Genomic DNA, 23866 nt, shown 5'->3' with positions numbered 1-23866 from the left:
TGCCCGTGCTATAATTTCGCGCCATTTTCCATTGTAATGTAGTTGTAATGACCTCAAACCAAGATTTAAATACTAATTCAACAGGGCCTAGCGATAATAAATTACCTCAAGACACAAAAGTGATTGTTGGTATGTCGGGAGGTGTTGACTCATCTGTTTCTGCATATTTATTGCTAGAACAAGGCTATCAAGTTGAAGGCTTGTTCATGAAGAATTGGGAAGAAGATGACAATGACGAATACTGTGCGGCCGCTGAAGATTTAGCCGATGCACAAAAGGTTTGTGAAAAACTAGGCATAAAACTACATACCATTAATTTTGCCACCGAATATTGGGACAACGTATTCGAGTACTTCCTTGCTGAATATAAAGCGGGAAGAACCCCTAATCCCGATATTATGTGTAACAAAGAAATCAAATTTAAAGCCTTTTTAGAATTTGCTTGCGAAGACCTAGGCGCTGATTACATAGCGACAGGTCATTATGTGCAACGTAAATTTAGCAACAATATATGGCAAATGATTCGCGGTTTAGACAGTAACAAAGATCAAAGTTACTTTCTTTACACCCTTAGCCACGAGCAAGTTGGCAGAACTTTATTTCCTGTTGGTCATATTGAAAAACCAGAAGTACGTGCCATTGCTGAAAAAGCGGACTTAATTACCCATAATAAAAAAGACAGTACTGGCATTTGCTTTATTGGTGAACGCAAATTTAAAGACTTCTTAGGAAAGTACTTACCTGCACAACCTGGCGTTATTGAAACTCCAGAAGGCGAAGCAATAGGTGAGCATGACGGGCTTATGTATCACACGCTTGGGCAACGAAAGGGATTGCGCATTGGTGGTTTAGCTAACGCTGGTGAAGAACCTTGGTATGTGGTTGATAAAGATTTAACACGTAATGTCTTAATTGTGGGTCAAGGACATAATCACCCTCGCCTATTTTCTAAGGGCTTAATCGCAAACCAATTACATTTAGTCGACCGCAATGAATTAACTTCGCCAATTAGCTGTACGGTTAAAACTCGTTACCGCCAAGAAGACGTGGCATGTAATGTTTCTCCAATGGCTAATGGTGAATACCTGGTAATGTTTACTGAAGCGCAAAGCTCAGTTACACCAGGTCAGTCAGTGGTTTTTTATCAAGATAGTGTTTGCCTAGGTGGCGGTATTATCAATTCTCTAATTCGTTAATTGTAGACTTTCATGAATAGTATAGAAAAACAAACAATTACCATGGCGGCAATTTGCCAAGTTGCTGCTTTAGTACAAAAAATTGCTCGTACAGGTTCTAACATTGATGATGAGCTAAAAATCATGTTAGAAAGCGTTATCGTTACCTCTCCTGATAACACTTTAGAGGTTTATGGTGATGAGCTTGCACACCTTAAAACCGGTTTAACCGCCTTGGTTGAACAATTGGGCAATCAAACCAAACAAAAAGACCCTGAGCTTACCCGTTATGTAGTTAGCCTATTAGGGTTAGAACGTCGACTTGCTGCAAAAAGAAATCAATTATCTTTATTAGGCGAGCGAATAGAGCAATGCCAACGCCAACTCGCCCACTATGACATTGACAGCGAAACCTTAATTGCTAGTTTAGCTAGTATTTATAGTGATTTGTTAAGCCCTCTTGGTACACCAATTCAAGTAGCGGGCGAGCCTGAACGACTTAAGCATACGGGTAATCAACATAAAATTCGTGCCTTATTATTGGCTGGAATTCGCTCAAGTGTGTTATGGCGCCAAGTGGGTGGCAAACGTAGAAATATTTTATTTGGTCGCAGCAAAATGGTTGCTTGCGCCCAACAATTACTTAACCAGATTTAATAATAACTTCAGGAATATACTATGGAACTTTCAGCATTAAGTGCAATATCACCGGTTGACGGTCGTTATGGCAGCAAAGTTAAAGCATTACGCCCTATTTTCAGTGAGTTTGGCTTAATTAAATATCGTGTAACCGTTGAGGTTCGTTGGTTACAAAAGCTAGCCGCAACAGTTGAAATCAATGAAGTTCCAGCGTTTTCAGATTCTGCAAACGCATTATTAGACGCTATTGTTGCCAACTTTTCAGAATCTGACGCGCAACAGATAAAAGATATTGAAGCAACAACAAACCACGATGTAAAAGCAGTTGAATACTTCTTAAAAGAAAAAATAGCTGATAACGCAGAATTGCATGCAATTACTGAGTTTATTCATTTTGCTTGTACCTCTGAAGATATTAATAACCTTTCTCACGGTTTAATGCTTGCTGATTGTCGTGATGAAGTATTACTACCGATGATCGATGATATTTTAGCTGAAATTAAAGCGCTAGCAGTTGAATATCAAAGCATTCCTATGATGTGTCGTACTCACGGTCAACCAGCTTCTCCAAGTACACTTGGTAAAGAAATGGCTAACGTTTACGTGCGTTTAAAGCGTCAACGTCAGCAAATTGCACAAATTGAAATGCTAGGTAAAATTAATGGTGCTGTTGGTAACTACAACGCTCACTTATCAGCATATCCTGAAGTTGATTGGCATAACTTTGCTAATGAATTTGTTAATTCTCTTGGCTTAAGCTGGAATGCGTTTACTACGCAAATTGAACCACATGACTATATTGCTGAACTTTTCGATGCTATTGCACGTTTCAATACGATATTAATCGATTTTGATCGTGATGTTTGGGGTTACATAGCTCTTGGCCACTTTAAGCAAAAAACAATTGCTGGCGAGATAGGCTCTTCAACTATGCCGCATAAAGTTAACCCTATTGATTTTGAAAACTCAGAAGGTAACTTAGGCATTGCTAACGCCCTATTTACACATTTAGCGCAAAAATTACCTGTATCTCGCTGGCAGCGTGATCTTACCGATTCAACGGTATTACGTAACTTAGGTGTTGGTTTTGCACATACGCTAATCGCTTACCAAGCAACACGTAAAGGTATTAGTAAACTACAAGTAAATGAAGAAAACTTGCTTGCTGAACTTAACTCAAACTGGGAAGTGCTAGCTGAGCCAATTCAAACAGTTATGCGTCGTTACGGCATTGAAAAGCCATACGAAAAACTAAAAGAATTAACACGTGGTAAACGCGTTGATGGTGATTCAATGCGTGAATTCATTATGAACCTTGAATTACCTGAAAGTGCAAAAGCACAGCTTTGTGAAATGACACCAGCCTCATATATTGGCCGCGCAGTTTCATTTATCAAAGAACTAGATTAATTCAGCAACACTTATGTGTTAATCATAAAAGGGATCCATTACGGCTCCCTTTTTTATTTCATTTTTCAGCTACATTTAAAAACTCGCTAGCGCACAAGGCAACACTATGAATTTTGACTCACTAAATTGGGGTGACTTAAGCCCAGAAATTTTTCTTAAAGAATACTGGCAAAAGAAACCATTGCTCATTAAAAAAGCTTTCAACAATTTTCAAGATACCATTCCAGCTGATGAATTAGCCGGTTTGGCGATGGAAACCGAAATTGAGTCACGTATTGTTAGTCACGACGGCAGTAATAACTGGCAAGTTGATCATGGACCATTTGATGATTTTACAAAATACGGTGAAGAGAATTGGACCCTACTAGTACAAGCCGTCAATAACTGGTCTAGATCTACCAACGCATTGCTTACACCATTTTCATTTATTCCACGTTGGCGAATAGACGATGTCATGGTGAGCTTTTCAACACCTAACGGTGGTGTTGGTGCACATTTAGATCAATATGATGTTTTTATCATTCAAGGCAGTGGTAAACGACGCTGGCATGTAGGAGCCCCTAATAGTGAATTAGCCACACTATTACCTCATCCAGATTTAAAACAAGTTTCTGACTTTGAACCACTAATTGATCAAGTAACAGAAGCAGGTGATTTACTCTATATTCCACCAAACCACCCTCACAATGGTGTTTCAATAGAAAACTCAGTTAACTTTTCAATTGGTTTTCAAGCCCCTTCGAGTCAAGAGCTTTGGTCTAGCTTTGCCGATAAATTAATTGACAAAAATATCGGTGAACAACGCTTTAGCGATGCAACAAGACAATTAACGCCCGATAGCGCTTTAATTAGTAAAGCCGATCAACAGCAATTAAAATCATTTATGCTTGAACAATTAGAAAACGAAGACTTATTTGAGCAGTTTATTGGTCAGTACCTAACCCAAAGCCACCATGCACTTGAAGTATTAATGCCTGTTACCGATATTGACAATGAAAAACTTGACGATATTTTATCAGAGCCTGAGATTTTATTTATGCCGGTGTCAGGCATTAAAGCAGCAATAATCACTGAGCCAGCACCAGTATTATTTATTAATGGTGATAGTTTTACCATTTGCCAACAAACAATCGCCTTAGCCCAGCAATTGGCAAATCAAGCTCCTTTGGCAACAACACAGGTAAAAAGTTTCAACACATGTTTGAAAAACAGCCAATTGTTAACTAGTGTTTTAAATAAGGGTTATTGGTATATTGAATAGAGTGCAATGTCATACACAGTAAGTAGAGTGCAATGGGAGCAAGCCGCTCCCTTACTTAAAAATGTACGAGAACAAGTATTTGTCTGTGAATGGCGTATACCAAAAAACATTGAATTTGATCAAAAAGATCGCTTTGCCTTTCATATACTTGCTTGTAATGACATAACGCAAGAACCAATAGGAACAGGACGAATATTATCAACAGGAGAAGTGAGCCGAATTGCCGTTCTTAAATCATGTCGAAAAGATAAAGTTGATAAAATTATTCTACAAGCGCTATTTGATATAGCTAAAGAAATGAATTTAAAAGAAATATTTATCTATAGTCCGCTAGAATCCATAGATTATTTTAGAAAGTTTCACTTTAATACTGCCGGCGCAGTATTTATGGAAGCTGGTTTACCAAGGCAAAAAATGATTTGTGCGCTTGATAACGCCAGCTTTGCTAAATATTATTTAAGTCATTAATACTAACGAGAATGACCTAGCACTGAGCTTTAATTAGCTTTGCCACAATTCTTCTTTTTCATAAAGTTTGTACAAGCCATCTGCGCGGCCTATCAACAGCTTTGCAAACTCATGTTGTTCTGTATCTTCACTTTGCAGTAAATTCTCTGCCTGTAATTGCCACTTTAATGAAAAATGTCGAATAACTTCTCGCGCTTCCTCATCGCCGTTTAGTGCTACATGATCGGTCGGAAGATCACCTGAAATAACCCAAACGGTTGACTTATCCAGTAAGTTAATTTTCCAAACGGCTAAAACCGGTACTAAATAACGGCTTTCGGTATCTGCAACACTTTCTGTAACTAAGCCTTTGTCGGCAAGGTATTTAGTTGCTGCTAGGTATTGTTCTCTGATCCATGCTTGCTGCTGCTCTGCAGTCATAGCTTGTTGTTCTGTCATGATTATTATCTTTTTTGTTAATTATATTAATGAGATGTTAACTTTGGAAACTTGTATGAATTAATTCACAGTAAATTTCAGTTTTATTTGTAGCTTCACTGGCGAACCACCTGCCTAGATGGTATTGTGCGCAGCAAATTATTACAACCTCTGTTCAATAAAATATTTATAATTGAACTGTTTCTATAATCATTGGAGATTATCATAGTGGCCGTTTTTGATTTAGTTGATTTTGATAACCATGAGCAAGTCGTTTATTGCAGTGATGAGGCTTCGGGCTTAAAAGCTATTATTGCAGTACACAGCACAGCGTTAGGTCCAGCCGCAGGTGGTTGTCGCTTTTGGGATTATGCAAGTGATGAAGCAGCATTAAAAGACGTATTGCGTTTGTCTAAAGGTATGACTTATAAAAATGCAATGGCTGGTTTAAAACTAGGTGGTGGTAAAGGCGTTATTATCGGCGACCCAAAGAAATTAAAATCAGAGCAATTATTTAAAGCGTTTGGTAATGCGGTAAATAATTTAAATGGCCGTTATTACACTGCAGAAGACGTTAATATCACTACAGGTGACATGGCAATAGTAAATGAAAGTACTGAATTTGTTTCTGGCCTTGAAGGAAAAAGTGGTAACCCAGGCCCTTTTACTGCATTAGGGACATTTTTAGGTATTAAAGCCGCGGTTAAATTTAAACTAGGAAAAGAAGATCTTGCTGGTGTTAAAGTCGCCGTACAGGGCTTAGGCAGTGTAGGTTATTCACTTTGTGAAAAATTACACCAGGCAGGTGCTGAGTTAATCGTTACAGATATTAACAAGGCAGCACTAGATAAAGCCGCCACTGAGTTAAATGCACAAGTAGTTGGCTTAGATGAAATATATCGGCAAGACGTTGATGTTTTCTCACCGTGTGCACTTGGTGCGTCAATTAACGATGACAGTATTACGCAAATGAAAGCCGTGATCATTGCTGGTTGTGCCAATAACCAATTAGCAGAAGCTCGCCACGATCAAATATTGCTAGAAAAAGGTATTTTATACGCACCAGATTACGTAGTTAATGCTGGTGGAATTATAAACGTTGCATTAGAAATTTACCCTGAACCATATTGTGCAGACAGTGCTACAGCCTTAGTTGAGAATATATACAATACCTTGATGAATGTATTTGAAAAAGCAGCAGAAAAAAATATGCCAACCGGCATTGTTGCTGATGAAATGGCGCGAGAGATTATCGCTAAAGGCCATAAATAGTTAACAATTACCACTTGGTAACTTAATAATAAAAAAGCACCGATATGGTGCTTTTTTATTATTTGCTAATGAACCATCAATAGAAGCTGCAAAAGCTTAAATAACTATAACGCTGCTAATAAGGCTTGTACTGGGTGTAAAACCACTTTTTTATCTAAACGTTTTATCTGACTGCGACATGAGTAACCTGTTGCGAGTATCTGCTGCGTTTCGAGTTCAGAAACTTTATTTTTCCAACTCATTTCATAAAGTGAAGTGGAGTTATCTAAGTTAACCTTTTCATGACCATAGGTACCAGCCATACCGCAACAGCCAACAGAAACACTCGATAACGGCAAACCAAAATGATTAAAAATGTTTTGCCATTGCCCTTCGCTTCCAGCTAAAGCCGTTTTTTCCGTGCAATGAGCGAACAACTTATACGCTGTTAGCTGTTTCTTTTCGTTATCAACTTTATTATGATGATCGAGAATAGAAATTAACCACTCATGAGCAAGCATCACATTAAAATCACCACGAGCATCCCCTAACACTTGACGATACTCATCGCGATAACATAACGCCAGTGAAGCATCTAAACCTATCATAGGTATTGCTAACTGATGTATTTTGTTTAAAAAATCTGCTGTTGATCTTGCAGTTTTTGCGAACTTTGCTAGAAAACCTTTAACATGCTGTGGTTTACCATTGGGCTTAAAAGGCAATAGTATTGGCTGAAACCCTAATTTTTGTACCAGTAGCATAAAGTCTTCAACTACTTTTGCATCATAAAATGAGGTAAATGGATCTTGAACAATAAGTATTTGCTTAGCACGTTCTTGCGATGGCATGCTTTCAAGCTGGCTGAGATCGAACGTTGTAAATTGCTGCTCTTCAACGCGCTCTTTTAATGTTGGTACCGATAACAATGGTGTATCAACATAACCGATACTTGCGCGAGATAACTTATCGTAAATATTTGAACCCAGCACATGATTTACAAGCTTTGGTGCTTTTGCCATTAGAGGCGTCATTACTTCGACATTTGCCACAAGATGATCTTTAGCTGGTCTGAAGTAACGAGAGTGATAAAGGTTAATAAAACGAGCGCGGAAATCAGGAACATCGACCTTAATTGGACATTGACTTGCACAAGCTTTACAAGCTAAACATCCTTGCATTGCTTCCATAACTTCATGGGAAAAATCGCTATTATCTTGACCATCAAATTGACTATTAAAACGATTTTTTACCTTATCAAGTAGCGACTTTACCGACCAATCTTGTATGTTTTTCTCTAACGCCAGAATATCAACGCCTTTTGCCTCAATAAGACGCAACCACTCTCGCATCAAGCCAGCTCTACCTTTCGGAGAATGCCTGCGATCACGCGTAACCTTGCTTGAGGGGCACATAGGACTATTAACATCATAGTTGAAGCACAAACCGTTACCATTACAATCTAGCGCCGATTTAAAAGAGTCTTTTACCGAAACTGGAATTTGTCTATCGTAAAATCCACGCTTTTTATCATCAACCGAAACCAGCTTTTCATTTGATTCAAGTGGAGTACAAATTTTACCAGGGTTCATTTTATTTTGAGGATCAAACGCGGCTTTTATTTTGCGTAATTCGGTAAATAGACGTTCACCGAAAAACTCTGGACCATATTCACTGCGGTAGCCTTTACCATGTTCTCCCCACATTAATCCGCCATATTTTGCCGTTAATGCCACAACTTGATCTGAAATTTTGCGAAGCAATACTTCTTGCTCTGGATCGCACATATCCAATGCTGGCCTCACGTGCAATACGCCAGCATCAACGTGACCAAACATACCGTAATGTAAACCATGTGCATCAAGCAATGTTCTAAATTCAGCAATAAAATCTGCTAAGTTCTCTGGTGGTACAGCGGTATCTTCAGCAAATGCTAATGGTTTTTGGCTACCCTTGGTATTGCCCAGTAAACCAACCGCTTTTTTACGCATGGTATAAAGCTTGGCAATACTGCTTAAGTCAGATGTAACTTGATAACCTATAATACCGTTTCCAGCTTCGATATCTTTATCCAGTTCAAGGCAAAGTGCTTCAACTTGTGCTGCAACGCTTTCAACACTTTCACCGTTATATTCGACCATGTTGATGCCATCCATAACGGCACCTTCAACATCTTGCAACATATCGCTGACCAGTTGCCAAACAATATCTTGCTTCGCAAGATTGAGCACTTTGCTGTCAATCGTTTCAACAGACGTTGCTTTGGCTTTAACCAACGATGGTGAATGACGTAATGCCGAATCAAAACTATCGTACTTTATGTTAATTAAGGTTTTGGCATTTGCTATCGGTGTTAAGTTTAGCTTTGCTTCACAGACAAATGCAAGTGACCCTTCCGAGCCAGTGATTATTCGGCTTAAATCAACTATCGATAAGTCTTCATTAAAAACATTTTCTAAATCATAACCTGTTAAAAATCGATTTAAGCGTGGAAATTTTTCAAGTATTAATGCCCTATTATCACGACAAGAATTCAATACCTGTTGTATTAACTTACCTTGTGTCGAGCTTTGCTGTGCCAACGTTTCAGCGTCTGCAATGCTCATAGGTGTAGTATCAAGTAACTCGCCATTGGCTAATACGCTAGTCAAGCCAAGTACATGATCAGAGGTTTTACCATACACTAAAGAACCTTGCCCTGAAGCGTCGGTGTTGATCATGCCCCCAATAGTTGCTCTATTACTGGTTGATAAATCGGGAGAAAAGAAAAGTCCATGGGGTTTAAGGTAATCATTTAGTTGGTCTTTAACCACACCGGCTTCAACACGTACCCAATTTTCTTCTACATTTATCTCTAATATACGGTTCATGTATTTAGATAAATCAACAACAATACCAGGCGTTAAACTTTGTCCGTTAGTACCTGTTCCGCCACCTCGAGCACTAAACTTTATACCAGCAAAGCGTTGCTCGTCACCAAGTGCACTTATTATTTGTATATCTTGTTTACTGCGAGGGTGAAGTACTAATTGCGGTAATTGCTGATAAACACTGTTATCAGTCGCGTGTGCTAAACGAGCGCCATACTGAAAATTAATATCTCCAGTAAATCGTTTAGTCGCTAAAATCTTTGCATATTCTTGATATAAAGGGGAAACGAGCTCTTGTGGGGCTAGCTTAGGTAACATGAATTAAATTTTCTATTAACAATAATATGATGCCGACATTATATCATGGCAAAGAAGAGTTTTTCTTACTTAACAAAAAAAGCCTAAGAACTTTTTTATCATTCTCATGATAAATAGCTCCTAGGCCTACTTTGAAAAAAGTAACTTATTAGGTCAATTACTTTTTATTATGCTGCTCAGCTAAATATAGCCAAGTTGGTAATACGGTATCAGGATTAAGCGACACACTTTCTATGCCTTGCTCAACTAACCATGCGGCAAAATCGGCATGATCTGATGGTCCTTGACCACAAATACCAACATACTTACCACGTGCTTTACAGGCTTTAATTGCCATTTCCAACAACGCTTTAATCGCCGGGTTACGTTCATCAAATAAGTGTGCAACTAAGCCAGAATCACGATCTAAGCCCAATGTAAGTTGAGTTAAATCATTCGAGCCAATTGAAAAGCCATCAAAGTAGTCTAAGAACTGATCAGCTAATAAGGCATTCGACGGCAATTCACACATCATTATGATGCGTAAACCATTTTCACCACGCTTTAAACCGTGTTCTGCAAGAATATCAATCACTGCCGATGCTTCTTCTAATGTACGAACAAATGGGATCATGATCTCTACATGGGTCATATCCATTTCGTTACGCACACGTTTAATTGCTTCACATTCTAATGCGAAGCAGTCTCTGAAGTCCTTTGAAATGTAACGTGAAGCACCACGATAGCCGATCATTGGATTTTCTTCTTCTGGCTCGTAATCTTCGCCACCAACCAAGTTGGCATATTCGTTAGACTTAAAGTCAGACATACGCACAATAACTTTTTCTGGTGCATAGGCTGCTGCTAACGTTGAAATACCTTCTGTCAGTTTTGCAATATAGAATTCTACAGGATTTTCATAACCGGCAATAATATCGCGAATTTCATCTTGAAGGTCTGCCGATTGCTCATCAAAATTTAGTAACGCTTTAGGATGAACACCAATCATTTTATTAATAATAAATTCAAGGCGGGCTAAACCAATACCAGCATGTGGTAAACGTGCAAAAGCAAAGGCTCGGTCAGGATTACCTACATTCATCATTACCTTTAATGGCAATTCCGGCATTGAATCAACTTCTGATGTCGTTACAGTAAAATCAAGTTTGCCTTGGTAAATAAAGCCAGTATCACCTTCAGCACAAGACACAGTTACTTCATCACCGTTAGCTATTTTACTTGTTGCATCACCACAACCGACAACTGCAGGAATACCCATTTCACGAGCGATAATCGCTGCATGACAAGTACGACCGCCACGGTTTGTAACTATGGCTGATGCGCGTTTCATGATAGGTTCCCAATCAGGATCTGTCATATCAGTAACTAGTACATCACCTGGAAGAATTTTATCCATTTCATCTAATGAAGATAAAACTTTCGCTTCACCACTACCAATTTTGTGGCCAATAGAACGACCTTCACAAACAATATCTGCCGTTGCTTGCAACTGAAATTGTTCCATTACATTAGCATTTTCTCGACTTTTCACTGTTTCAGGGCGCGCCTGCACAATATAAAGTTTACCGTCTAAGCCATCTTTTGCCCATTCGATATCCATTGCACGACCGTAGTGTTTTTCGATAACTACTGCTTGTTTTGCTAACTCTTCTACTTCTGCATCTGTTAACGAGAAGGTATCCGATTGCGCTTGTTCAATATCAACAATTTCAACTTGTTTGCCATGTTCTTGGGTATCAGCGTAAATCATTTTAATTGCTTTACTACCAATATTACGGCGTACAACCGCTGGCTTACCTTTGGCTAACGTTGGCTTATGAACATAAAACTCATCAGGGTTAACCGCACCTTGTACGACCATTTCACCTAAACCATAACTTGAGGTAACAAATACCACGTCTTCAAAGCCAGACTCGGTATCAATCGAGAACATAACACCACTTGAAGAAATGTCGCTACGTACCATACGTTGAATACCTGCAGATAACGCTACACCACGGTGATCGTATCCCTGGTGAACACGATAAGAAATAGCTCTGTCATTAAACAATGAAGCAAATACATGTTTAATTGCGATCATTACTGCGTCTAAGCCACGTACATTAAGGAATGTTTCTTGTTGACCAGCAAAAGAGGCATCTGGCATATCTTCAGCAGTAGCTGATGAACGAACAGCAAAAGAAGCATCATCGGCAAAACCACCAGCAAGTGTTGCGTAAGCTTGTTCTATGTCTTGCTGCATTTGAGGAAGGAAAGGTGTATCAATAACCCATTGACGAATTTTATTACCACACTCTGCCAAGGCGTTAACGTCACTAACGTCTAAATCATCTAATAAAAGATAAATTTTATCGTTAAGGCCACTTTGTTCTAGGAATTCATTGAAGGCAAACGAGGTAGTAGCGAATCCCCCCGGTACCTGCACGCCCATATTCGAAAGATTTGAAATCATTTCACCCAATGATGCGTTTTTACCGCCAACGCGATCAACATCATTCATTCCTAAATCTTCATACCAAAGTACATTTTCTTGCACGGCTACATCTCCATTCGCAATAAAAAATTTAAGAAAGTTATCTTTAACTCCGCTATTGCTACAAAGGCTCACGAAAAATAACTTTCTTAAATTCGTCAAACTGGAATAAAGTGTATTTATCAGTAGTTTTCACACCGCAGACATTTTACACTGCTAACCTTGAAACTAAAGCACTATTTGAAAGTTTTCATCTTTCACTACAGAATAATATTATAGGACTAATTTATGCGGGCAGCGTTTTATATTTCTGACGGTACAGCAATCACTTCTGAAGTTTTTGGTCACGCACTGTTATCTTTATTTCCAACGGAGTTTGAGCATGACACTATTTCATTTGTTGAAACCAAAGAAAAGGCTCTCGAAGCCCGTGCTCGTATCAACCGAGCTGCAAAACGTACTGGCGAGCCTCCGTTAGTTTTTCACACTTTTGTTAATCCGGACATTCGCGAAATAATTGATGGCTGCGATGGTATTATCTATAACTTTCTTGAGCACTTTGTATCTCCTCTTGAACAGCACCTAGGTATAGAAGCGAAACCTAAAGCCCACAGAACACATAGTATTCATGAAAATAGCTATGACTATCGAATAGACGCCGTTAACTACTCGTTAGCAAATGATGATGGTTCAAACGTTACCAATTACGAGCATGCTGACGTTATACTTGTTGGTGTTTCTCGCTCAGGTAAAACTCCCACATCACTATATTTAGCACTTCAATATGGTATAAAAGCGGCGAACTACCCCTTTACTGATGATGATATGGACGAGCTAAAACTACCATCATTTTTAAAAATGCATAAAAAGAAAATTTTTGGCTTAACCATAGATGCTGAACGCCTGGTTGATATACGTGACGGTCGACTGGCAAATACTAAATATTCTTCCGCACGACAATGCCGTATGGAAGTACGGGAAGTTGAAAAACTTTATAAAAAAGAAAAAATACCTTTTTTAAATACTACTAAGCTATCAGTTGAAGAAATTACCGCAAAAATATTGTCTGAAACTGGCCTACAACGTTATAAATATTAATTTATGACAAATTAGTTCAATAAAAACTAAGAAAGCAGTTCACTTAACTGGTTATATTCGTTATGTTAGCGCGATATTATTATTGCGCCGCATAATAGATATGCTCGCTTAAAAGCATTTGATAGCACATGACCATAAAAACAGATGAATTTAGAACTACGCTAATTGAAAATTTAGTGTCACCTGCTGAGCTTGCCCAGCAAATACCTCTTGACGATAACACGGCAAATTTCATCATTAATAGTCGACGAGATATAGAAGCCATTATTAATGGCGACGATAATCGTTTATTAGTGATCATTGGCCCTTGCTCGATTCATGACACGACAGCCGCAATCGATTACGCAGAAAAATTAAAAGTATTACATGATAAATACGCCGACCAACTGTTAATTGTTATGCGCGTATATTTTGAAAAACCTCGCACTACTGTTGGTTGGAAAGGTTTAATTAGTGATCCTAACCTAGATAAATCATTCCATGTTGCAAAGGGTTTAGATTTAGCCCGTAATTTATTAATGGAAATTAATAAGCTTGGCTTACCTGCTGGCACTGAATTTTTAGATATGGTAACTGGCCAATATATTTCTGATTTAATTAGTTGGGGAGCTATTGGCGCACGAACAACAGAAAGCCAAGTTCATCGAGAGCTAGCTTCTGCATTGTCATGTCCTGTCGGGTTTAAGAATGGTACAGACGGGAATATTCAAATCGCTGTAGATGCAATTAAAGCGTCTAGTGTACCGCATGTGCTATATTCTCCTGATAAAAGCGGCCAGATGTGTATTTATCAAACTCATGGCAATCCACATGCTCACGTTATTTTACGTGGCGGCAAGCAGCCAAACTATCATGCTGAAGATATTCAAACAACCTGTGCTACTTTATCAAATGCTAATTTAGCAGAGAAAGTGATGATTGATTGTAGCCATGGCAACAGTTACAAAGATCATAATAAACAAATTGATGTTGCACGTTCACTGGCTAAACAAATTGAAACTGGTGACCAAGCAATATTTGGTGTCATGATAGAAAGTTTTTTAGTTGCTGGTAATCAAAAAGTTATTGAAGGTGAATCACTCACCTACGGACAAAGTATTACAGACGCTTGTATTAACCTTGATACAAGTGAAGAGATTTTAGATGTGTTAGCAAACGCTATTAAAAACCGCAGCTAATTGAACAGCATTAAATACTACTAAAAAAGCCGATTATCAAAATGATAATCGGCTTTTTATTTATTCAAACTTATTTTTAAAAAGCGTAGTAATTAAAAGAAGTTCGCTTTAAATTCAACACCCCAAAAACGTGGCTCATTTACGTAGCCAGTTAGGTTGTTAAAATCAATTGCACCAGTTAATTGCTCTTCGTCAGTAATGTTGCGACCAAATAATGCTACTTCATATTCAGCATCGTCACCATACCATTCATAACCAACGCGAACACCACCTTCTAGTAACGCATCACCAGTAAACTCTGTTGATTCATATAAGAAAAAGTTAACTTCACTGCGGTATGACCAATCTGTGTAAACATAAAGTTCACCATCAGCAATTTCTTTTGTCCAACGTGCACTTAAATTACTGATCCACTCCGGAGATTGTGGTAATGAATTACCATCAATAATTGCAAGGCCGTCAGCATTAAGCGGGTCGGTTACTGTACAACCACCGCCACAACCAGGAACTGCAACCGTACTGTCTTTCAATTCAGTGTGGTTATAGCTAACACTTGCAGCGATGACAAAATCAGGTGTTACAAAGTACTCTGAATCAATTTCAAAACCGTAACCGACCGCTTTATCAGCATTTAATAAACTTGCTACGTTGCCAGTTCCACCAACAGCCGTTAATTGTTGATCTTTTACTTGGTAATAGTAAACAGAACCATCAACACGAGCGGTGTTTTCTAAGAACACTGACTTAAAACCAGTTTCAATTGAGTCTACAATTTCAGAATCAGCTGTTGTCGAATTTGCAGAAAAAAGTAAACTACGCCCTTGAATACTTGGAGCACGATAGCCACGTGCTAAACGGCCATAAATGTTTGTTTCGTCATTTAGTACGTACGAAATACTTAAATCACCACTGACTTGTGAATCATCAACATCATTACTTTCTTTAAAACTAGGAGCACCGAATGGCGATTGTACTAATTCACCATCCCATTTGCGTTCATCATCTGAGTAGCGTAAACCACCATTAATACTTAACCTATCCGAAATTTCGTAATCAAGTGAAGCAAATATAGCCCATGCTTTAGTTTCCATATTCTGAATAGCGATACCATTTTGAGCACCACCACCAAGAGTATCAAAACTCAAATTATTAATAGTTAAATCTTCATCAAATAAGAAGAATCCAAATTGATAATCTAAAGCACCTAAATCATTACTCGCAATTCGAACCTCTTGCGTTGATTGCTTATGGTCTGGCATTCTTGCACCAGTTTCAGACGGGAAAGGAATAAAGCCTGGTCCCATATAATCTGGTAAAAATGCTGCACCATAACCACCATCAATATCACCAACAGAGAACATTTCAGCTGATTCGTGACCAGTAACAGAGGTTAAAGTATGGCTACCAAAATCATACTCAATTTTTAAGCTTGCGCCTTTCATATCAACCGTTTGGTTATTACGAACTGCCGCATCATGAAAAACAGTTTCACGGTCAAAATCATCAACTAGGTCGTTAGTACCAGGCTTAATGATGTTTGCTCTAAAAATTCGAGCATCCGCTTCTGCATCTCTAAAATGGTAATTAAACAATGCAGAGAAATCATCATTTGGCTCCCATAATAATTGTAGGCGCCCTGCTGTCTCGCTGTAGCCACCCAATTGATCTTTCTTTTCAAAACCAGGTGCTTTGTTATCAATCCAGTCATCACGATCTTGTTGAAGAAATGCAACTCTTGCTGAAAGCTCATCCGTTAAACCACCACCAACTGCTACACGAAGATCAGTTGAGCCAAAGCTACCATAAGAACCGGAAACCGTTGCATCAAAATCTTGTGTTGGTTTTTTAGATTGAACTTTTACGATACCTGCTGGCGTATTACGACCAAATAAAGTGCCTTGAGGACCACGCAAAACTTCTACGCGTTCAATATCAAACATTGGCATGCCTTTAGTTAAGGCATTTTCCAATACAACATCATCGTAAATTAAAGATACAGGTTGTGATGCTAGAAGATCAAAATCCGTATTACCTAAACCACGAATATAAAAACGTGGAAAGGTACGGCCAAATGACGATTCAATGAGTAAACTTGGAACTTTTGCAGATAAAGCTCTAACGTCCATACCTGAAGAGCCCAGTACTTCAAGTTTTTTTGGTGTTAATGCAGAAACTGAAATAGGTACTTCTTTAACATTTTCAGTACGCTTTCGCGCGGTAACTTCGATAACTTCAATGCCGACAACTTCGTCAGCTTGTTCTTGTGCCATTGCTGAACCAGAAACGCTAGCAACAGACGCAAAAATAGCCGCATTTACACAAAGTGCAAGCGACGTTTTTTTAAAAACATTCATTAAGTACTCTCCCAAGAACTGTTTATGTTTTGTGTTGAATTATGTATTTCGTATTTTTATTGGCGTACGTAAAATTAACGTACGCATAATTTCTATATAATTTTTATAACTTTATTAAAGATCAAGGTCTGATAAAAAGCTCGTACCGTACGGCATTTTTTCTAATTTAAATAAATCAGCTATCGTTTGACCAATATCTGCAAAAGTGTTTCTTTCGCCAATATTAACAGATCGTACCTGCTTATGATATGCCACGACGGGAACATACTCTCGAGTGTGATCATTGCCATGCCAAGTTGGATCACAACCATGATCAGCAGTTAAAAATAAAACATCATCGTCATTCATGGCGTCAATAACTTCAGTTAGGCGCTTGTCAAAGTTCTCTAAAGCTAAGGCAAAACCAACGGGATCACGACGATGGCCATAATCTTGATCAAAATTCACTAAATTGGTAAATATCAAGCTGTTGTCTTGAGCACTAATTATATGAGTAATTGTTGCATCAACTAAAGCGTCGATACCTGTAGCTTTGGTTTTTTCACTAATTCCTTGATGCGCGTATATATCAGCAATTTTTCCAACACTAATTACATGACCACCTGCCTTAGTAAAAACATCTAATACTGTTGGCGCTGGAGGCAAAATTGAATAGTCGCGACGATTACCTGTACGAGCAAAATCTGCAGGATTTTCGCCTACGAACGGACGAGCAATAACCCGACCTATATTCATGTCGCTAAGTAATTCACGTACCGTCTCACAATATTTATACAGGTTATCTAAACCAAAGTGTTCTTCATGGGCAGCGACTTGAAAAACACTATCAGCTGATGTGTAACAAATAGGCAAACCTGACTTTATGTGCTCTTGCCCTAAACGATTAATAATGTCAGTACCAGACGCGTGGCAATCGCCTAAAATACCATTAATACCCGTTTCTTGGTTAATTTTGCGAACTAATTCCGACGGAAAAGCGCTACCTTCTTTAGGAAAATATCCCCAATCAAATAAAACCGGTACTCCCATCATTTCCCAGTGCCCACTTGGTGTGTCTTTACCGGTACTTATTTCAGCAGCGAAACCATATGCACCTTGCTCTGGTTCTTGCGACATTACTGGAAACACTTCTTTTCCGGCTTCCATAGCGGCTTTTACTAAGCCCATTTTTGCTAAATTAGGTAAGTTAATTTTACGATTTTCTTGTTGATAAAACTTTTTTGCTAAATTAGCAAAAGTATTAGCGGTTACATCGCCAAAATCAGCCGCATCGGGTGCGTGCCCAATACCAAAACCGTCGATAACTAAAACTATTGCTCTTGCCATGATACTTTCCCGTATTTATATAAATGCATTTTAACAAACTTTTTTGAATATTCCTCGATAATACCGATAAAAATTCATGACCAAATGGTCAACATGTGGTACTTTACCAAGCAATAAATTATAGACAACTGAAATTTTGTAAATATTTAACAATTAGCTGCTGTGATTACGGTGATTGTTATTAATTTCAGTATAATTAGTCCATAATATGACCGCTAAACATTCTAGTATGGTTTAGCTATAAATAATTTTAACCCTATTGTTAACAACACATTTAAGGCTTTCTGTTTTGCAAACCAATAAACCGACTATTATTGCGGTAACTGGCGCTTCAGCATCAGGCAAATCACTTTTTGCGCAAACCATTTATGATGAACTTTTACCCGAGCTTGGGGCAAATGGAATCTCTATTATCAAAGAAGACTCCTACTATAAAAGCCAATCTCATTTATCAATGGATGAGCGAGTTAAAACCAATTACGATCACCCTAGCGCATTTGAACATAGCCTACTAACAGAACATTTAACAAAGTTAAGTTATGGTGAAAGTGTTGACATTCCAACATATTGTTATAAGACTCATACCCGTTTAGATGAAACGCTGCATTTATCGCCTACTTCAATAATTTTAGTTGAAGGAATTTTACTGTTTTCAAATGAAGAGTTGCGTAAAAAGTTTGATATAAAGATTTATATTGATACTCCTCTTGATATCTGTTTGGTTCGCCGTATTAATCGTGACACTATTGAACGTTCACGTAGTGTAGAGTCAATTACTGAACAATATTTAACAACTGTAAGACCTATGTACCATCAATATATTGAGCCAAATAAACCATTTGCTGATGTTGTTGTAACTCGCGGTGGCAAAAATAGAATGGCGATTGAAATGTTGAAAGCCAAAATACGACAAATAATGCAAAAAAATTAGCAAACATTTAAGCAAAAATAATTTTAAAAATATAATAACGATAACAAAGTAAATTATGAGGTAAGTATGGATTTAAGTGCACTTAGGGGCGTAATGGGTATTGTTGCTCTATTAGTAATTGCCTTTTTATTGTCAAAAGATCGTAAAGCGATTAACTGGCGTACGGTGGGGTTTGCTTTTTCTTTGCAAATTTTATTAGGCGCTTTTGTACTTTACGTGCCGTTTGGCAAAGATGTACTTGGTTCCATAACTAATGGCGTACAACAAGTTATTGATAGTGCTAAAGCCGGTATCAACTTTTTATTTGGCGGCTTAGGCACCGACGCTATGTTTGATAATGGTGTTGGTTTTGTTTTCGCCATCCGTGTATTACCCGTAATTATATTTTTCTCATCTCTTATTGCTGTACTATATTATTTAGGCGTAATGCAGTGGGTAGTTAAAATTATTGGCGGTGGCTTACAAAAGCTTTTGAAAACTTCAAAGCCTGAATCACTTTCTGCTACAGCTAATATTTTTGTAGGACAAACTGAAGCACCTTTAGTTATTCGTCCTTACATCGCCAAAATGAGCCAATCAGAATTATTTGCAATTATGGTGGGTGGTTTAGCATCTGTCGCTGGCTCGATATTGGCAGGCTATGCGGGGTTAGGCGTTAAATTAGAGTACTTAATTGCCGCATCGTTTATGGCGGCACCTGGTGGCTTGTTAATGGCAAAAATATTGCTGCCAGAAACCGAAGAAATTAAAAATGATTATTCCGACGTTGAGGTTGACAACGAAGGTGACAAACCTGCTAACGTTATTGATGCTGCGGCGTCTGGCGCTGCTTCAGGGTTAAAGCTTGCAGTAAATGTTGGCGCAATGTTACTAGCCTTTATCGCTATTATTGCCCTGCTAAACTCTATGGTGTCTGGCTTTGGAAGCCTACTAGGCTTTGAAGGCATCACCATTGAATGGATTCTAGGTTACTTATTCGCACCTTTTGCTTTCCTTATTGGTGTACCGTTTGACGAAATGTTACAAGCCGGTAGTTTTATTGGGCAAAAAATTGTTGTAAATGAATTTTTTGCCTATGTAAACTTTGTCGAAATAAAAGATACCTTATCACCAACAACACAAGCAATCATTACCTTTGCTTTGTGTGGGTTTGCTAACTTATCGTCAATTGCAATTCTACTAGGTGGTATCGGTTCGATGGCACCAAATCGCCGCCCAGACATCGCTCGTTTAGGCATGAAAGCGATGTTAGCGGCAACAATGGCAAACCTTATGAGCGCAGCAATCGCTGGGCTGTTTGTTAGCCTATAACCAAAACTACAAAACTTTTATTAGCCTAAATCAACTCGTTTAGGCTAATTAATACTCTCTTTTATAATATGAGGCATATCATGAGTACAATTGAAAACTACGCCCAACGCGCACTTCATATGATGGACTTAACAAGTTTAACCGATAGCGAAAGCGCCGATGATATAATTTCACTTTGTAAAAATGCAAAGTCAGCAAAAGGTAACACTGCCGCTATTTGTATCTTCCCTCGTTTCATACCCTTGGCAAAGAAAACACTTGCGGCACAAGGAACACCAGAAGTAAAAATTGCCACTGTAACCAACTTTCCACATGGCAATGATGATATTGATATTGCCGTTGCTGAGACTAAAGCAGCGGTTGCCTATGGTGCCGATGAAGTTGACGTAGTATTCCCATACCGAGCATTAATTGCAGGCAATGAAACTGTCGGCTTTGAACTTGTAAAAGCCTGTAAATTAGCTTGTGGTGATAATGTACAACTAAAAGTAATTATTGAAAGTGGTGAATTAAAAACTGATGTATTGATTATCAAAGCCAGTGAGTTATCGATTGCTGCCGGTGCTGACTTTATTAAAACCTCAACAGGTAAAGTTGCAGTAAACGCAACGCCAAAAACAGCTGAACTCATGTTAAGTGTTATTAAAAACAAAAATACCAAAGTTGGATTTAAGCCCGCTGGTGGCGTTAAAAGCGCTGAAGATGCGGCTGTATATTTAGATTTAGCTGCAGACATCTTAGGTGCTGACTGGGCTAGCAAAAATAACTTTAGATTTGGTGCAAGTAGCTTACTAACGAACTTATTGAATACTTTAGGCGCAAGTAACGACGTCGCTGATCCAAGTAGCTATTAATTAACTATTACTTAACAAAAATAATAACAAAGGTTTAAAGTGATATGGCGCAGTTATACTTTTATTATTCAACAATGAATGCTGGTAAATCGACTCACTTGTTGCAATCTTCTTATAACTATCGTGAGCGAGGTTTAAATACCTTGCTATTTACGGCACGGATTGATGATAGGTTTGCAGAAGGTAAAGTATCATCTCGACTAGGTATTCATGCTGATGCGCAATTATTTGAAGAAACAACCAACGTTTTTTTAGAAGTTCAAAGCTATGTTCAAAATAATAAACTCGCTTGCGTATTAATTGATGAAGCGCAATTTTTAACTAAGCAACAAGTTAAGCAGTTGACCGATATTGTCGACGAACTTAATATTCCAGTATTAGCCTACGGTATTCGTACCGACTTTCTTGGTGAAACTTTTGGCGGTAGTGCCGCACTTCTGGCATGGGCTGATAAACTAGTGGAACTTAAAACCATATGCCACTGCGGTAAAAAAGCTAACTTTGTTATTCGCTGTGATGCAGAAGGTAATGCCGTCAAAGGCGGTGAACAAATTGAAGTGGGCGGTAATGAACGCTATGAATCATTATGTCGCCGTCACTTTAAAGCCTTGGTTTGGTAACACCTATTGAAAAGAAAAGAATAAAAAAGGAGATGAATAATTCATCTCCTTTTTTATTAATGAAACATCGTTAAAGGTATGATGCTAACCTGTTATTGTTTGGTAAATAACAGGCTGCTCATCTGCATATTTTGAATTAATAACCAAAGCCGCAATATATTGTTCACTTGCTACTTGCGCCGCAGTATTATCGCTGGCATGAACACGAGCAACAACATCACCACGATTTACTAACGTACCAATTGGTAAAATTCGATCAAATCCAACACTATGATCAATCGCCTGCCCATTAGCGGTTCGCCCACCTTTTAAACCTACAACTGACATACCAATGTCTCTGGTTTGCATACCAACTATATAACCATGCTCTGGTGCAATAACATCAACAATAACATTCGCACGCTCCATCGATTTCCAAGGTTCTTCAATAAAATCACTTGGGCCGCCTAGTATATGAATCATTTTTCCAAAAATTTCTGCAGCTTCTCCAGAATTTAATGCGTGATTAATTTTCTCCAAAGCAATCTCTTCATTTTCAGCAACTTTTGCACTGATAAGCATAGCTTTTGCTAACGCAACAACAACCGCATGTAAACGAGGCTCGCGCAAAGTTCCGGTAAGATACTTTACGGTTTCTGCCATTTCCAAGGCATTACCAGCAGTAGCACCAAGCACTTGGTTCATATCTGTAATAATTGCTTGTGTCGGCACTCCTGCACCATTTGCAACATTAACAATACTTTGTGCTAATGCACGGGCGTCATCAATGTTGGACATCATGGCACCATTACCGACTTTAACATCCATAACTAAAGAATCTAAGCCTGCAGCAAGCTTTTTGGACAAAATTGAGGCGGTAATTAACGGAATAGATTCAACCGTCGCTGTTATATCACGAATACCATACAAACGCTTATCAGCAGGAGCCAAATTATCGGTTTGAGAAATAATAGCAACACCAAGATCTTTAACAATACTCTTAAAGTCGTTAATGCTTGGCTGAACGTTAAATCCAGCAATACTCTCAAGCTTATCTGAAGTGCCGCCAGTGTGACCTAGACCACGACCAGATATCATAGGGACGTATGCTCCACATGCTGCCACAATTGCGGCAAGCATAAAGCTGACTTTGTCGCCAACGCCCCCTGTTGAGTGTTTATCAACAATCGGACCATCAAGCTCTGGCCAACTAAGAACATCACCAGAATTTTTCATTGCTAAAGTTAGGTTAACAATTTCAGAGGTTTCCATACCCTTTTGAAAGATGGCCATGGCCATAGAACCTACTTGTGCATCATTAAAATTTTTTGTTACTAAACCATCAACAAAACTTTGTATCTGTTCTTGGGAGAGTGAACCACCATTGCGTTTGGTGCGAATAATTTCTTGTGGTAGTAACATTAATTTTAATCCTTATTGTTCAAGTAGATCTTTAGGGGTAAAAGCATCCGGTAATAACTCACTAACTGTCCATTCCTTAGAGTCATTATTATGATTAACAGCTTTAACGAGCGCTTGTGGCGATAAAAACTCTGCTATCACCTGTCGACATGCGCCACATGGCGGAGTCAATTTATCTTGATTGGTATAGATAACAATAGCTGAAAATTCTTGTTCACCTGCAATAACTCCCTGTGCTAAACAATTACGTTCCGCACAAATCGTTAAGCCATATGATGCATTCTCAACGTTACAGCCTTTAACAATATGCCCATTAGTCGTTAATGCGGCAGCACCAACATGGAAATTGCTATAAGGCGCATAAGCGTTTGCAAAACCTTCTTTAGCTTTCTCTGCTAATTGCTGCCAGTCGATATTGTTATTATTTACCATAAAACATAAAACCCTATTTGTTGACCATTTGGTCAGTAATCGTATGCTAATTGACATTTGCTTTTAGGTCAAGCGTATA

The 23866-nt window shown here is 38.4% G+C and carries 19 protein-coding genes; 12 read left to right on the top strand and 7 right to left on the bottom strand.

What is annotated here, in order from left to right:
* Nucleotides 1-47 precede the first annotated feature (47 nt).
* From mnmA to AC27E9_RS13660, 5 genes are all read left to right on the top strand, one after another.
* Nucleotides 48-1196, top strand: coding sequence for a tRNA 2-thiouridine(34) synthase MnmA (gene mnmA / locus AC27E9_RS13680; RefSeq protein ID WP_487131051.1), 1149 nt, complete (start codon nucleotides 48-50; stop codon nucleotides 1194-1196).
* Nucleotides 1197-1208: 12 nt separating this feature from the next.
* Nucleotides 1209-1832, top strand: a complete 624-nt coding sequence (hflD, locus tag AC27E9_RS13675; protein ID WP_487131049.1) for a high frequency lysogenization protein HflD — start codon at nucleotides 1209-1211, stop codon at nucleotides 1830-1832.
* 21 nt (nucleotides 1833-1853) lie between these two features.
* Nucleotides 1854-3224 (top strand): adenylosuccinate lyase, encoded by a 1371-nt coding sequence (gene purB / locus AC27E9_RS13670; protein WP_487131048.1) that lies wholly within the window; start codon nucleotides 1854-1856, stop codon nucleotides 3222-3224.
* Nucleotides 3225-3330: 106 nt separating this feature from the next.
* Complete coding sequence (locus tag AC27E9_RS13665) at nucleotides 3331-4485, top strand: JmjC domain-containing protein (protein ID WP_487131046.1); 1155 nt, start codon at nucleotides 3331-3333, stop codon at nucleotides 4483-4485.
* Nucleotides 4486-4491: 6 nt separating this feature from the next.
* Nucleotides 4492-4953, top strand: a complete 462-nt coding sequence (locus AC27E9_RS13660) for a GNAT family N-acetyltransferase (RefSeq protein WP_487131045.1) — start codon at nucleotides 4492-4494, stop codon at nucleotides 4951-4953.
* A gap of 33 nt (nucleotides 4954-4986) precedes the next feature.
* Here the strand turns inward: AC27E9_RS13660 and AC27E9_RS13655 are convergent, their stop codons facing one another.
* Complete coding sequence (locus AC27E9_RS13655) at nucleotides 4987-5391, bottom strand: DUF4826 family protein (protein WP_487131043.1); 405 nt, start codon at nucleotides 5389-5391, stop codon at nucleotides 4987-4989.
* Nucleotides 5392-5598: 207 nt separating this feature from the next.
* On the opposite strand from AC27E9_RS13655, the gene AC27E9_RS13650 reads away from it, so the two are divergent.
* Nucleotides 5599-6642, top strand: coding sequence for a Leu/Phe/Val dehydrogenase (locus tag AC27E9_RS13650; protein WP_487131041.1), 1044 nt, complete (start codon nucleotides 5599-5601; stop codon nucleotides 6640-6642).
* A 104-nt stretch (nucleotides 6643-6746) separates the two neighbouring features.
* Here the strand turns inward: AC27E9_RS13650 and ydiJ are convergent, their stop codons facing one another.
* Nucleotides 6747-9809 (bottom strand): D-2-hydroxyglutarate dehydrogenase YdiJ, encoded by a 3063-nt coding sequence (gene ydiJ, locus AC27E9_RS13645; protein ID WP_487131040.1) that lies wholly within the window; start codon nucleotides 9807-9809, stop codon nucleotides 6747-6749.
* A gap of 157 nt (nucleotides 9810-9966) precedes the next feature.
* Entirely contained in the window at nucleotides 9967-12345 is a 2379-nt protein-coding gene (gene ppsA, locus AC27E9_RS13640) for a phosphoenolpyruvate synthase (RefSeq protein WP_487131038.1), read from the bottom strand.
* A 225-nt stretch (nucleotides 12346-12570) separates the two neighbouring features.
* Here ppsA and ppsR point away from each other — a divergent pair, with 225 nt between their 5' ends.
* Both ppsR and AC27E9_RS13630 read left to right on the top strand, forming a co-directional pair.
* Nucleotides 12571-13380, top strand: coding sequence for a posphoenolpyruvate synthetase regulatory kinase/phosphorylase PpsR (gene ppsR / locus AC27E9_RS13635; RefSeq protein WP_487131036.1), 810 nt, complete (start codon nucleotides 12571-12573; stop codon nucleotides 13378-13380).
* A gap of 128 nt (nucleotides 13381-13508) precedes the next feature.
* Nucleotides 13509-14558 (top strand): 3-deoxy-7-phosphoheptulonate synthase, encoded by a 1050-nt coding sequence (locus tag AC27E9_RS13630; protein WP_487131034.1) that lies wholly within the window; start codon nucleotides 13509-13511, stop codon nucleotides 14556-14558.
* A 92-nt stretch (nucleotides 14559-14650) separates the two neighbouring features.
* On the opposite strand, the gene AC27E9_RS13625 is transcribed toward AC27E9_RS13630, so the two are convergent.
* Together AC27E9_RS13625 and AC27E9_RS13620 are read right to left on the bottom strand one after the other, a co-directional pair.
* Nucleotides 14651-16912, bottom strand: a complete 2262-nt coding sequence (locus tag AC27E9_RS13625) for a TonB-dependent receptor (RefSeq protein WP_487131032.1) — start codon at nucleotides 16910-16912, stop codon at nucleotides 14651-14653.
* A gap of 114 nt (nucleotides 16913-17026) precedes the next feature.
* The gene (locus tag AC27E9_RS13620; RefSeq protein ID WP_487131030.1) at nucleotides 17027-18238 is read right to left on the bottom strand and encodes a phosphopentomutase; all 1212 of its coding nucleotides are present in this window, start codon (nucleotides 18236-18238) and stop codon (nucleotides 17027-17029) included.
* Nucleotides 18239-18527: 289 nt separating this feature from the next.
* On the opposite strand from AC27E9_RS13620, the gene udk reads away from it, so the two are divergent.
* The 4 genes from udk to AC27E9_RS13600 all read left to right on the top strand — a co-directional run bounded on the left by udk (nucleotide 18528) and on the right by AC27E9_RS13600 (nucleotide 21954).
* Nucleotides 18528-19169 (top strand): uridine kinase, encoded by a 642-nt coding sequence (gene udk / locus AC27E9_RS13615; RefSeq protein ID WP_487131028.1) that lies wholly within the window; start codon nucleotides 18528-18530, stop codon nucleotides 19167-19169.
* Nucleotides 19170-19235: 66 nt separating this feature from the next.
* Nucleotides 19236-20480, top strand: coding sequence for a NupC/NupG family nucleoside CNT transporter (locus AC27E9_RS13610; protein WP_487131026.1), 1245 nt, complete (start codon nucleotides 19236-19238; stop codon nucleotides 20478-20480).
* An 80-nt stretch (nucleotides 20481-20560) separates the two neighbouring features.
* Nucleotides 20561-21334, top strand: coding sequence for a deoxyribose-phosphate aldolase (deoC, locus tag AC27E9_RS13605; protein WP_487131024.1), 774 nt, complete (start codon nucleotides 20561-20563; stop codon nucleotides 21332-21334).
* Nucleotides 21335-21378: 44 nt separating this feature from the next.
* Complete coding sequence (locus AC27E9_RS13600) at nucleotides 21379-21954, top strand: thymidine kinase (protein WP_487131022.1); 576 nt, start codon at nucleotides 21379-21381, stop codon at nucleotides 21952-21954.
* A gap of 84 nt (nucleotides 21955-22038) precedes the next feature.
* Here AC27E9_RS13600 and deoA read toward each other — a convergent pair whose 3' ends face one another.
* Both deoA and AC27E9_RS13590 read right to left on the bottom strand, forming a co-directional pair.
* The gene (deoA, locus tag AC27E9_RS13595; protein WP_487131020.1) at nucleotides 22039-23355 is read right to left on the bottom strand and encodes a thymidine phosphorylase; all 1317 of its coding nucleotides are present in this window, start codon (nucleotides 23353-23355) and stop codon (nucleotides 22039-22041) included.
* A gap of 12 nt (nucleotides 23356-23367) precedes the next feature.
* On the bottom strand, nucleotides 23368-23787 hold the full coding sequence (locus AC27E9_RS13590) for a cytidine deaminase (RefSeq protein ID WP_487131018.1): 420 nt from the start codon (nucleotides 23785-23787) through the stop codon (nucleotides 23368-23370).
* Nucleotides 23788-23866 lie beyond the last annotated feature (79 nt).

This window comes from Colwellia meonggei, from assembly GCF_057537295.1.
Note: the sequence above shows the minus strand (reverse complement) of the source record. Positions and strands in the feature narration are given on the sequence as shown.

Coding starts and splice junctions, on each gene's coding strand:
- mnmA (WP_487131051.1), top strand. CDS start 48: ATGACCTCAAACCAAGATTTAAATACTAATTCAACAGGGCCTAGCGAT.
- hflD (WP_487131049.1), top strand. CDS start 1,209: ATGAATAGTATAGAAAAACAAACAATTACCATGGCGGCAATTTGCCAA.
- purB (WP_487131048.1), top strand. CDS start 1,854: ATGGAACTTTCAGCATTAAGTGCAATATCACCGGTTGACGGTCGTTAT.
- AC27E9_RS13665 (WP_487131046.1), top strand. CDS start 3,331: ATGAATTTTGACTCACTAAATTGGGGTGACTTAAGCCCAGAAATTTTT.
- AC27E9_RS13660 (WP_487131045.1), top strand. CDS start 4,492: ATGTCATACACAGTAAGTAGAGTGCAATGGGAGCAAGCCGCTCCCTTA.
- AC27E9_RS13655 (WP_487131043.1), bottom strand. CDS start 5,391: ATGACAGAACAACAAGCTATGACTGCAGAGCAGCAGCAAGCATGGATC.
- ydiJ (WP_487131040.1), bottom strand. CDS start 9,809: ATGTTACCTAAGCTAGCCCCACAAGAGCTCGTTTCCCCTTTATATCAA.
- ppsR (WP_487131036.1), top strand. CDS start 12,571: ATGCGGGCAGCGTTTTATATTTCTGACGGTACAGCAATCACTTCTGAA.
- AC27E9_RS13630 (WP_487131034.1), top strand. CDS start 13,509: ATGACCATAAAAACAGATGAATTTAGAACTACGCTAATTGAAAATTTA.
- AC27E9_RS13625 (WP_487131032.1), bottom strand. CDS start 16,912: ATGAATGTTTTTAAAAAAACGTCGCTTGCACTTTGTGTAAATGCGGCT.
- AC27E9_RS13620 (WP_487131030.1), bottom strand. CDS start 18,238: ATGGCAAGAGCAATAGTTTTAGTTATCGACGGTTTTGGTATTGGGCAC.
- AC27E9_RS13610 (WP_487131026.1), top strand. CDS start 19,236: ATGGATTTAAGTGCACTTAGGGGCGTAATGGGTATTGTTGCTCTATTA.
- deoC (WP_487131024.1), top strand. CDS start 20,561: ATGAGTACAATTGAAAACTACGCCCAACGCGCACTTCATATGATGGAC.
- AC27E9_RS13600 (WP_487131022.1), top strand. CDS start 21,379: ATGGCGCAGTTATACTTTTATTATTCAACAATGAATGCTGGTAAATCG.
- deoA (WP_487131020.1), bottom strand. CDS start 23,355: ATGTTACTACCACAAGAAATTATTCGCACCAAACGCAATGGTGGTTCA.
- AC27E9_RS13590 (WP_487131018.1), bottom strand. CDS start 23,787: ATGGTAAATAATAACAATATCGACTGGCAGCAATTAGCAGAGAAAGCT.